Here is a 10,974-nt window from a genome sequence, read left to right as displayed (position 1 = left end):
CGCGATACGCCTTATGCTGGTGTGCGTCAAGATAAGTTGTTTTCAATCCCTCAAGGATGAGGGGTTAGAGGCGACTTAATGCCTGGGGACCAAAATCATTAGCCGTGCACTTGCTGCGTGCGCCGATCTCTTACCGTGACATACAAAAACGCCAGCACGAACAGCGCCGCGTAGATCACCACAATGGTTGGGCCCGGCGCGCTGTCGAGGAAGAACGAGGCGTACACGCCGCTGAAACCTGTCACCACCGCAATGCCAATCGCCAGCAACATCACCTGCACGAAACGACGTGCCAGCAGTAAAGCGATAGCGCCAGGCGCGATCAGCATGGAAATTGACAAAATCACGCCCACCGATTTCAGCGCAGCGACGATGGTTAACGAGATTAAACACAACAAGCCGTAATGCATCAGTTTGCCGTTGATGCCGCAGGCGCGCGCCTGATTGGGATCGAACGCGTGCAGCAGTAAATCTCGCCATTTGATGCCAATCAACAGGCTAACAATCAGCGCGATAGCCGATGTCTGGATAATATCCGCCAGGCTGATGCCCAACATATCGCCGAACAAGATGTGGTCGAGATGCACTTCGGGCTGCAATTTCAGATACAGCACCAAACCGGCGCCAAACATGCCGGAGAAGACGATGCCCATTACCGTATCGGGTTTGATGCGGCTGTTCTCACTGATGTAGCCGGTAGCGACGGCGCACACCATGCCTGCGACAAACGCGCCGATGGCGTACGGCAAACCAATCAGCCAGGCGATCACCACGCCAGGAAATACCGCGTGGCTCATCGCATCACCGAGCAATGACCAACCTTTCAGCACCAGAAACGCCGACAGCATCGCGCACGGCAGCGACAGTACCAAGGTGGTGATCAGCGCCATGTTCATAAATTCGAACTGGAACGGACTCAACAATAATTCAGCCATTTACGCCGTCCTCCATGGTCTGACGCGCACGGCGTCGCGAAGCCAGCACGCCATGTTTTGGCGCGAAGACAAAGGCCACTAAAAAGACCAGCGTTTGCGCGACCACAATCACGCCGCCGGTCGCGCCATCGAGGAAGTAGCTGCTCCATGCGCCGAGGAAACTGGTGACGCTGCCGATGGTCACGGCGATCAGCAACAGGCGCGGAAAACGATCGGTCAACAGATAGGCGGTGGCGCCGGGCGTCACCACCAGACAAATCACCATAAAGGCACCGACGGTTTGCAGCGCGGCGACGGTGGACGCCGAGAGCAGGGCAAAGAACAGGATCTTCAGTCGCAGCGTATTCAAACCGAGCGAGCGCGCGTGGCTCTCGTCGAAGAAGGTCACCATCAGGTCTTTCCACTTCAGCAGCAGAATGGTCAGGGTGATAAAGCCAATCGCACCGAGCTGCCAGATATCGGCGGGCGCGACCGACAAAATATTGCCCAGCACGATGGTTTGAATATTCACCGACGTGGGATTGAGTGAAACCAGAAACAGGCCGATGCCGAAAAACGACGAGAAGATCAGGCCGATAATGGCATCTTCTTTTAAGCGTGTGCGCTGATTGAGAAACAGCATGCTGCCCGCCGCCAGCCCGCCGGAGAGAAACGCGCCGAGGGAAAAGGGCAGTCCGAGCATGTACGCGCCCGCCACGCCGGGCACAATTGAGTGCGACAGCGCATCACCGATCAGTGACCAGCCTTTCAGCATCAGGAAGCAGGAGAGAAAGGCGCAAATCGCGCCGACCAGCGCTGCGATCCACATCGCATTCAGCATGTATTGATAGCCAAACGGTTCAATAATCCACGACATGGTTCGCTCCCCGGTCAGGATTTTTGTCTTTCATCAGCTGCATTAACACCGCGTTACGCTCATGCAGCGCGCCATCAAAGGTCTGCGCCAGATTATCGGCGGTGAAGGTGTCATGCAGCAGGCCGCTCGCCAGCACGGTATTTTTTACCAGCACGCAGCGATCGCAGAAATCAGGGATGGCGTTGAGATCGTGAGTGGAAACCAGCATGGTGCGGCCTTCGTCGCGCAGCTCTTTTAGCAGGGCGATGATCGCGGCTTCGGTTTTGACGTCCACGCCGGTAAACGGCTCATCCAGCAGGATAATCTGACCACTTTGTGCCAGCGCGCGTGCCAGAAAAACGCGTTTTTTCTGCCCCCCCGACAGCTCGCCAATCTGACGGTGGCGATAAGCGCTCATGCCCACGCGCTCCAGCGCTTGATCAACGCTGAGTTTATCGGCGGCACGCGGAATACGCAGCATGCCCATATAGCCGTAACGGCCCATCATCACCACATCTTCCACCAGCACCGGGAAGCTCCAGTCCACTTCCTCGGACTGCGGAACATAGGAAACGATGTTGTGTTTGAGGGCCTTATTGGCCGGTAAACCCGCTAGCGTTACCGCGCCCGAGGAGAGCGGCACAAATCCCATGATCGCTTTGAACAGTGTGGATTTGCCGGAGCCGTTAACGCCAATCAACGCGGTAATGCTGCCTGCGGGCACGCTGAAAGAGGCTTTACGCAGCGCCGTGTGGCCGTTGCGGTAGGTAACACCCACATTCTCGACGATTAATCCTGCGGCTGGGTTCATTTCTGACTTCCTTCTGTGATGCCTTTCACCACGGTTTCGGTGGTGACGCGCAGCAGATCCAGATAGGTCGGCACCGGGCCATCGCTGTTGCTCAGCGAATCGACGTACAACACGCCACCGTAATGAATGCCGGCTTCACGCGCCACTTGCTGAGCGGGTTTGGCAGAGATGGTGCTTTCACTAAAGATGGCAGGAATTTGATGATCGCGCACCGCATCGATCACCTTACGCACCTGCTGCGGGGTGCCTTGCTGATCGGCGTTAATCGGCCATAAATAGAGCTCTTTCAGACCGAAATCGCGCGCCAGATAAGAGAAGGCACCTTCACTGGTCACCAGCCAGCGTTTATCGGCGGGAAGCTTGTCGACAGCGGCACGCATCGGCGCGATGGTTTGCTGAATCTGCGCTTTGTAACGCTCAGCGTTGGCCTGATAAATTGCGGCATTGGCGGGATCGTATTTCTGCAGCGCGTTGCGTATGTTATCGACGTAGATCAGCGCGTTATCCGGCGACATCCACGCATGCGGATTCGGTTTACCGTTGTACGGACCTTCAGTAATGCCCATCGGCTCAATGCCTTGCGTCACGGTGACCTGCGGCACATCGTTAAGACGCTGGTAAAACCGGCTGAACCACAGTTCCAGATTAAAGCCGTTTACCAAAATCAGATTGGCACCCTGCGCGCGACGAATATCGCCTGGCGTGGGTTGGTATTCGTGGATTTCTGCGCCGGTTTTGGTAATCGACGTCACGTCCGCCGCATCGCCCGCGACGTTTTTCGCCATATCGGCGATCACCGTAAAGGTGGTGACCACTTTGAGTTTTTCAGCCGCTGACGCGGTAAATGCGCTGAGTGACAACAGAACGGCAATCGCAGGCAAAAGGCGTTGAGTGAACATGATCATCTCCAGAGTAATATAGCCAATGCTATAATATATAGCTGATGCTATCTATATGAGTCATTTTTGTTCACAACGCCAGTGTAAAGACAAAAATTTACGAAAGGGGCAAGTGTCATAAAGACGGAATTAAACGGCATTTCCCCTGAAACACTAAATATGGTTACATCAACAAAAAGCGGACAGGATTTAAGACGATGCGCATCAAAATCAATGCAGTAGCAGACAGTGAACGCTTTCCCGAATCCGTTGATGTGATTGTGATTGGCGGCGGCATCATTGGCACGTCAGTGAGTTACGAACTGGCAAAGCAGGGCGTTTCCGTGGCGCTGTTTGAGAAGGGCGTGATCGGCGGCGAGCAATCCGGCCGCAACTGGGGCTGGGTTCGCCAGCAAAACCGCGACCTGTACGAACTGCCGATGGCGATGCGCAGTTTGCAGCGCTGGGACGAGTTGAGCAGTGAAATTGGCCTCGATCTCGGCTTCTCGCGGCAGGGCATTACTTACGGCACGCAGAGTGAAAGCGATCTGGCGCGCTGGGAAGCGTGGGGCAAGCAGGCGCAGCAACTGGGTTTCGTCAGCCATTTGATGACCGCAAAAGAGACGCGCGAGCGCATCGGCAACAATGCGCCGTGGATTGGCGGCGTGTGGTCGCCCAGCGATGGTCGCGCAGAGCCGTCGCTGGCAGCGCCGGCGATGGCGACTGGCGCGAAAAATCTCGGCGCATCCATCCAGCAAAACTGCGCGGTGCGCGGCCTCGATGTATCTGGCGGACGCGTCACCGGCGTCTGGACCGAGCGCGGCCTGGTGAAAGCTAACCGTGTAATCTGCTGCGGCGGCGCGTGGAGTTCGCGCTTCTGCAAGCAATATGGCATCGAACTGCCGAGCGCCAATATTCTGGGCACCGCGTTCAAAACCACGGCGGCGCCTGAAGTGATCAAAGGCTGTCTCAGCACCGGCGGGTTGTGTATTCGCCGTCGTCAGGATGGCAGCTACACCGTGGCGCTCGCCGGACGCGGGCAGATTGATCTCGCGCCGCAAAATATCCGTTACGCCACCAGGTTCTATGCGATGTATCGCAGCAAGATCGCTAAGAAGCTCAAGGTGCGCATCAACGGCTCGTTCTTCAACGGCCCGGAAGCCGCCGGTTCGTGGTCCAATCAAAGCGAGTCGCCGTTCGAGAAGATCCGCACCCTCGATCCGGCAGCGGATAACGGCATTGTGCAGGAAGCGATGCAGGCGCTGGTGCAGCTCTATCCGGAGTTGAACGGCATTAAGGTGGATTACGCGTGGGGCGGGTGGATCGATACCACGCCGGATTTGGTGCCGGTGATTGATAAGATGACGAGCATACCGGGTTTGTTTATCGCCTCCGGCTTCAGCGGCCACGGTTTTGGTATTGGGCCAGGCGCAGGCTTGTTGTGCGCGCAGATGGTCAATAACAAACCGCTGTTCACTGATGTGAAGCCGTACAGCCTGGCGCGGTTCGCCAAAGGTCAGGCGATCCGTGAACCGCAGATGATGTGAGGGTGGGCCGGTGCGCGTTGTTGCACACCGGCCGAACATTACACATCCAACCGATGAATCACGTTCACAAACTCATGTACGCCACTGTTAATTTCTCGCAGGCTGCGTGACAACACGCTGATTTTATCCTGCTCGGTCACCACAAACTGCTTGACCTCATTAAGCTGCTGCTCCATTTGCGCAATCAGGCTGGCGTTGTGTTCCACCACTTGCGTGATCTGCTTCGTCGCGCTGGAGGTGGATGCCGCCAAACGTCGTACTTCGCCCGCCACCACGCTGAATCCGCGTCCCGCTTCACCGGCGCGCGCAGACTCAATTGCCGCATTCAGCGCCAGAATATTGGTTTGTGAGGCAATCAGGTTGATGGTCTCGACCACTTCGCTAATGCTTTTCGCCGAGGCGTTAAGCTCGCCCCCGATCGCCGTTGCTGCATTAACCTGCAGCGCCACCAACCCTGAATTGCGGATGGTTTCGTCCAGTACCTCGTTGGCGTTGTCGGTAATTTGTGACGTTTCTTCAGAGGTCGTCAGCGCGATGTCGGCCACGCGCTTGGCGGCTTCCACGCGCGCGGTGATATCTGAGGCGATTTTGATCACCTTGTACACCTTGCCATCGGCGTCATAAACCGGGTTGTAGCTGGCCTCAAGCCAGATGCGTTCGCCGCCGGCGGTTTTGCGTTCGAAGCGGCCGACAAAGTGCTGGCCTTTGGCCATCTTGCGCCAGAAGTCGGGATTTTCACTATAGAAGTTATCGAAGCAGAACATGCGATGATGCTGCCCCACAACCGCAGCCAGCTCATATCCCATGTGCTTGAGGAAGTTATTGTTGGCCGTGAGGATTTGTCCGTCCGGCGTGAACTCAATCACCGCCATGGAGAGATCCAGCGCGGTGATCACCGCTTCTTTATGCTCCAGCTCCTGATGACGTTCTGTGATATCCGATGCCACCTTGATCACTTTGTAAACCTGGCCTTTGTCATCGCTCACCGGGAAGTAGGTGGCGCTGAGATAGAAACGCTGACCTAGCTTATTGAAGCGCTCAAAAATGCCGGTCACCGATTCGCCAGACGCCAGCGTTTGCCAGAAGGCGAGATAGCGCGAGGATTGGCTGTGTTGCGGGCTGCAGAAGAGGCGGTGATGCTTCCCCTGAATCTCATTTAACTGATAGCCGGTGGTGGCAAGGAAGAGGTGATTGGCGGTGAGAATCTCGCCGTTAGGCGTAAATTCAATCCATGCCACATGCTGTTTGATCGCATTGATATCTTTAGCCACATCGCCACTTTTATAAAACGGCAAAGAAAGACTCGACTTTTTCACACCAAACATGGGAAGCCTCAGGTGATTATTGTGCTGTTGAACGTAATGCGTGCAGTGCAAAATTGGTCACGCTCAACATGCGTCACCTGAGCTGCCCGCAGATTCCCCTTCGCCGTACACTTAAGTGTCTCTGTGCGCCGCAGCGCCGCACGGGGTATGTAATTAACCTACCTGATGTTTTCGAAATGTACCGCTCAGAGCGTATTCGCACTCCGCAATACGAGTTATCGGCGGCCTTATTTAAAGGTTTAATTTAAATGCATGTAAAGGGCTGTTAATAAACTTAAATTTATTTGCCGTTGCAAACTGGCATAACGCCCCCTTCCTGACTAAATAGTTAAATGTCCTTGATATTTTCTTTACGCATTCCTGATGCGATGTTGCGGGTTCGCTTGATGCGCGGACCTTACCTTTTGCCGGTCAGACGCTGCATCTCTGGCCCATCACGGAGTTGATGATGAACAACCACAAATCTGCGCTTTCTGCCGTCGCCATTGCCACACTCTCTGCGTTATTGACGCCCGCACCTGCGCTGGCATGGGACAGCCTGACCGTGTTTGGCGATAGCCTGAGTGATAGCGGTAACGTGGGCCGCTTTACCTTCGACGGTGCACAACATCCTTTATATGATGAGATTCTTGCCGCGCATTTGGGGGAGGATTTACAGCGCTCAACGTTAGGCGGCAGCAATTATGCGCAGGGTGGCGCGGTATCGGTACCCAAGCTCGATCCTGATTTAAACACCCAGGATCAGCTGGCGGGTTATCTCGCTTCAACCGGCGGTCGCGCGGATAGCAACGGTTTGTATATTCACTGGGTCGGTGCCAATGACATCGCCGTTGCCGTCACCAATCCCTTAACCGCCAGTGAAACCATCAGCAACAGCGCCAATCAATCGGTTGCGCAAATTAAAACCCTGCTGGATGCCGGCGCGGGCGCGGTGATTGTGCCCACCGTGCCGCAGCTCGGCTCAACGCCCTATATGATTCAAACCGTGCTGCGCGTGCTGGGAAGTGAAGCCACACCGGCGATGGTGGCGGCGTTTCAGTCACTGGATGGCGTGACCACACCAAATAAAGCCGCGCGACAGCAAGCGGTGCAGGATGCCTTCACGCAAGCGGCAGGCGAAGTTTCGTCGGTTCCAGCGGTGCGTGACGCACTAGCGCAACAGCTTTATAACGCATGGCAGGAGCTGAGCGAGCAGGTCACGGCGCTCTCCGACGGTTATAACCAGCAGGAAGAAGCGGGGCTGGCGACCTTGAATGGCAATATTGTGCGCGTGGATATCGCCGGGCTGTTCGATGAAGTGATCGCCAATCCAACCCAATATGGCTTAACCAACACCATCGGCATCGCTTGTCCGATTGGCACCTCAGCGGATGAGTGTCAATCCAGCACGCCGGGCTTCTCCACGGCGCAGGATTATCTGTTTGCCGATCGTCTGCACCCGAGCCCAGCGGTGCATGCGATGATCGCCGATTACATCCAGTCGATTCTTGATGCGCCAGCGCAGGTGGCGGCGTTATCACAATCGCCACTGATGATGGCGCGTGATACGCAAAACACGCTGGATGGACATTTGCAGCAGCAGCGTCAACAGCCCGCCAGCGCCGGAAAGTTCACGGTATTTGGCGGCTATGCCGGGCAACATGTCGATTATCAGGGCGACAGCTGGAGCGACGGAAATGCCAACACCACCAACTTAACGCTGGGTATCGGCTATCAGATCACCGACAACTGGCAAACGGGTGTGCTGTTCTCCAACACCAATCAGCGCCAGGAACCTTCGTCGAACTACGACTACAAACTGCGCGGCAATCTGGTGGCGCTTTACAGCCAGCTGACGGTGTTCGATCAGGGCTGGATTAACGCCGATCTGCATTATGCCGATCTCGATTTCGACAGCATCGAGCGTGATATCCACATCGGCCCGGCCAAACGTACCGAGCAGGGTAGCACCAGCGGTAAATTGCTCGGCATGCGCGTGCAGACTGGTTGGACGCTGCCAATTACTGAAAATCTCAGCACTGGGCCGGTCGCCAGTTACGCGCTGGATTACGGTCGCGTCGGCGGCTACAGCGAGAACAGTGATAGTAGCACCGCGATGCGCTACTCCGATCAAACCACCCATTCACAGATTGGCTCAGTGGGTTGGCGCATCGACAGCAAACAGTGGGTGGTTAATCCCTGGGCACAGGTGAGCTACAACCATCAGTTTGGCGATACCGATTCCACGGTGCGTGCCGGGTTGAAATCGACGCGTACTTCGTTTGAACGCAGCGTTGAAGCGCGCGATAAAAACTGGCTGGATCTGTCGCTGGGTGCCAACGTGCCGCTCGGCGAAACGGTGAATGCGTTTGCCGGGGTTTCAACCGTCGGTGGGAATAGCGATTACCATCAGGTGACCTGGAATGTCGGTGTGAACGCCACGTTCTAAGCATGCAGGCCAGTAACTATTAGTTGCTGGCCTGTTAATTTATAACGATCACAAATGCTTTCTCTGCTTAGCAATCAACCTTGTATTTCCGCGTTTTCTCTTCTATTTCGTGCCATGTAAATAAAGAAGTTGTCTGCGATTAATCTGTAAATCGCCTCGCTGCCGCTACGCTTTTTTCCAATAATCATATTGTTGTCTGGCCATGCAAAAATCACATAAGTCAAATGCCCCAGTTAGCGTGGTACGCATCAACACATTAATTTTCAGTTACTTATACTCGATGGTGCAGTTACTTTCTCTTAATAATTAAGGGGTACACCATGGCGAATGCGTCTAGCAATACGAATACCACACCACAAAATAGTGTCACGGCGGCGGCACCGGTTATTCAGGTCATCGATGTCGAACAGCTTAAAGCCACCGAACCCACCACCGGCGGTGAACTCGCTACGGTGCTGGAGTATAAGCGCGGAACAAAAGCTGGCGGCGGCGTATTTGTTTATGACGCAACAGATACCACATCGCCAGACGATGGTGGGTTGGTGATTGTGACAGCGGGAAAGAAACGCTGGAAAAGGGTGATACTGGATTATAACTCGGTCACCGTGCTGGATTTTGGCGCGGTGCCTGACGGGAAAACCGACTGCATCGAGGCGGTAAAACGCATGTTTGACTGGTCGCAGCGCGTGTTGCCATCAGCAGGGATACGTTTTACTGCGGGCGAATTTAGTATGTCGACGTTTGATATCTCGGATAAAGAAATTAACCGTTTTAAGGTGACCGGTGCGGCGGTCAATTTCGGTTATTTCCCAACGACGACGTTGTTTTTTAACTGGGATACCAAACCTCGTGGTCAGCATTTCTTTAAAGTGCAGGCACGCTATGCCGAAATTTCTGGGCTGGTTGTGAAAGGCAAGAGTTCGGACAGCGGTGGTGATGGCGGCACGGCGTTCAATAATGTCGGTTTCTATGCCAACACCATTATCGGCGGCCAGTTCTTGCGCGTCAGCAGTATGGAATTCCGCTATTTGGGCGGACGTGCGCTTGATCTTATCGATACGCTGGATTGTAAAATCGACCAGTTCTATTCCCGTGGTTGTCAGGACAGCATTGTTTATGCTCGTTGGTCCGGTCGGGTAGAAGGCGCCTGGGATCACTCTACGGCAATTGAACTCTCCAATTTTAATTTGCAGGGCGGCACTAAAAAGCCGGTGCTGGATTTACCGCGTTGTACCCAATCCTTTATTCGCAACGGCTGGATTGAACACTCCGAATTTGCCGGTGATCTCTCCAATGGCCAGTGGGTGATTGAGGGATTAGCGATTGAATCCACCGATAACCCATTAAAACTGGGTTATTGCCGCGCCACTATTATTCAAAAAAGTATTCATAACCAAAGTGCCGGATTCGATTACAGTACCGAAGGTATTGAGCCGTGGACGCTTATCGGTGAAGGCGATCGTGGCGTACTGGAGATGTCGGATTGGGGAATCGTTGCGCAAGGTTCATTGAGCTATGACTATATCTCCTCGCAGTATCACATGGATAATCAGGGGAAGGAGGCTGAACAGTGGTTTTATGTCGGGGAATTCGCCTTCTCTAATGCCAACTCGCAAATACATGTGCGAATTATTGGCACCGCACAATTCCTCTCACAAAGTGCAACCCAAACTGACTTTAGTAGCCGTACGCCGGAAGGCGTGGCAAATATCTATCTGCAGGCAAGAAATGGTGCAGATTCTATTGGCAGCTGGTACGGCGAGGGTTCCAGTCCGGTGACCAAAGTGCATATTTCGGGTAATGGTGCCCGAACCAAACTCTATGTGAAAATTGCGGGCTTTACCGCCTATTCCATTGCGCTAGTCGATACCAATGGCAAAGACCGATACCAGGCTGGAAATTGCTTTATTTTCCGTAAAAGCTTCACGGCCTGTAGCGCCGAAGAGAGCACCAGACTGGATGCGGAGAAAGTTGTTGCCTTTGAACAGCACTGGATTGGTAATAAACAAGTTGGCTTTGGGTACAACGACAACAAAGAGTTGTTATTGCATGGTCCGGTGTTCGAAAAGAGCGTGCAAAATCCCGATGGAACATGGAGAACGCGTCGGTTCTTAAAAGTTCGAGTCAATGGAGCGGAGCGCAGTATTGAATTGCACAGTGCTACCGATCCCTATTAATTTTATAGAGCCAGCAATCGAGGTTGCTGGCTCGACAA

Annotated in this window: 8 protein-coding genes; 3 read left to right on the top strand and 5 right to left on the bottom strand. The window is 54.3% G+C overall.

Features of this window, described 5'->3' with window-relative positions:
• Positions 1–98 precede the first annotated feature (98 nt).
• Genes Q3H59_RS23745 through Q3H59_RS23730 form a run of 4 tightly spaced genes read right to left on the bottom strand, consistent with a single transcriptional unit; the run spans position 99 to position 3,480 of the window.
• On the bottom strand, positions 99–935 hold the full coding sequence (locus Q3H59_RS23745; protein WP_277975324.1) for a metal ABC transporter permease: 837 nt from the start codon (positions 933–935) through the stop codon (positions 99–101).
• Positions 928–1,791, bottom strand: coding sequence for an iron/manganese ABC transporter permease subunit SitC (sitC, locus tag Q3H59_RS23740; RefSeq protein ID WP_101761431.1), 864 nt, complete (start codon positions 1,789–1,791; stop codon positions 928–930). Before sitC ends, Q3H59_RS23745 begins: the two co-directional genes overlap by 8 nt.
• Positions 1,775–2,581 carry a manganese/iron ABC transporter ATP-binding protein gene (locus tag Q3H59_RS23735; protein ID WP_192234966.1) on the bottom strand — a complete coding sequence of 269 codons (807 nt, stop codon included), beginning with the start codon at positions 2,579–2,581 and terminating at the stop codon, positions 1,775–1,777. Before Q3H59_RS23735 ends, sitC begins: the two co-directional genes overlap by 17 nt.
• Entirely contained in the window at positions 2,578–3,480 is a 903-nt protein-coding gene (locus Q3H59_RS23730) for a metal ABC transporter substrate-binding protein (protein ID WP_101761433.1), read from the bottom strand. The genes Q3H59_RS23735 and Q3H59_RS23730 overlap by 4 nt, the downstream gene beginning before the upstream one ends.
• 197 nt (positions 3,481–3,677) lie before the next feature.
• On the opposite strand from Q3H59_RS23730, the gene Q3H59_RS23725 reads away from it, so the two are divergent.
• A complete protein-coding gene (locus Q3H59_RS23725) occupies positions 3,678–5,006 on the top strand; it encodes an FAD-binding oxidoreductase (protein ID WP_309837651.1) in 1,329 nt (442 codons plus the stop codon).
• A gap of 38 nt (positions 5,007–5,044) precedes the next feature.
• Here the strand turns inward: Q3H59_RS23725 and Q3H59_RS23720 are convergent, their stop codons facing one another.
• A complete protein-coding gene (locus tag Q3H59_RS23720; protein WP_101761435.1) occupies positions 5,045–6,331 on the bottom strand; it encodes a PAS domain-containing methyl-accepting chemotaxis protein in 1,287 nt (428 codons plus the stop codon).
• Between the two features lie 448 nt (positions 6,332–6,779).
• Between Q3H59_RS23720 and Q3H59_RS23715 the strand changes: the two genes are divergently transcribed.
• The gene (locus Q3H59_RS23715) at positions 6,780–8,759 is read left to right on the top strand and encodes an autotransporter domain-containing protein (RefSeq protein ID WP_309837914.1); all 1,980 of its coding nucleotides are present in this window, start codon (positions 6,780–6,782) and stop codon (positions 8,757–8,759) included.
• A gap of 320 nt (positions 8,760–9,079) precedes the next feature.
• The gene (locus tag Q3H59_RS23710) at positions 9,080–10,936 is read left to right on the top strand and encodes a hypothetical protein (RefSeq protein WP_309837648.1); all 1,857 of its coding nucleotides are present in this window, start codon (positions 9,080–9,082) and stop codon (positions 10,934–10,936) included.
• The last annotated feature ends 38 nt before the right edge of the window (positions 10,937–10,974 follow it).

Source organism: Pantoea sp. SORGH_AS_0659, assembly GCF_031453915.1.
Lineage (GTDB): Bacteria > Pseudomonadota > Gammaproteobacteria > Enterobacterales > Enterobacteriaceae > Pantoea > Pantoea leporis.
This window is presented reverse-complemented; position numbering and strand designations above follow the sequence as displayed.

Excerpts from the sequence above, each read along its gene's own strand:
- Q3H59_RS23745 (WP_277975324.1), bottom strand. The coding sequence starts at position 935 with ATGGCTGAATTATTGTTGAGTCCGTTCCAGTTCGAATTTATGAACATG.
- sitC (WP_101761431.1), bottom strand. The coding sequence starts at position 1,791 with ATGTCGTGGATTATTGAACCGTTTGGCTATCAATACATGCTGAATGCG.
- Q3H59_RS23735 (WP_192234966.1), bottom strand. The coding sequence starts at position 2,581 with ATGAACCCAGCCGCAGGATTAATCGTCGAGAATGTGGGTGTTACCTAC.
- Q3H59_RS23730 (WP_101761433.1), bottom strand. The coding sequence starts at position 3,480 with ATGTTCACTCAACGCCTTTTGCCTGCGATTGCCGTTCTGTTGTCACTC.
- Q3H59_RS23725 (WP_309837651.1), top strand. The coding sequence starts at position 3,678 with ATGCGCATCAAAATCAATGCAGTAGCAGACAGTGAACGCTTTCCCGAA.
- Q3H59_RS23720 (WP_101761435.1), bottom strand. The coding sequence starts at position 6,331 with ATGTTTGGTGTGAAAAAGTCGAGTCTTTCTTTGCCGTTTTATAAAAGT.
- Q3H59_RS23715 (WP_309837914.1), top strand. The coding sequence starts at position 6,780 with ATGAACAACCACAAATCTGCGCTTTCTGCCGTCGCCATTGCCACACTC.
- Q3H59_RS23710 (WP_309837648.1), top strand. The coding sequence starts at position 9,080 with ATGGCGAATGCGTCTAGCAATACGAATACCACACCACAAAATAGTGTC.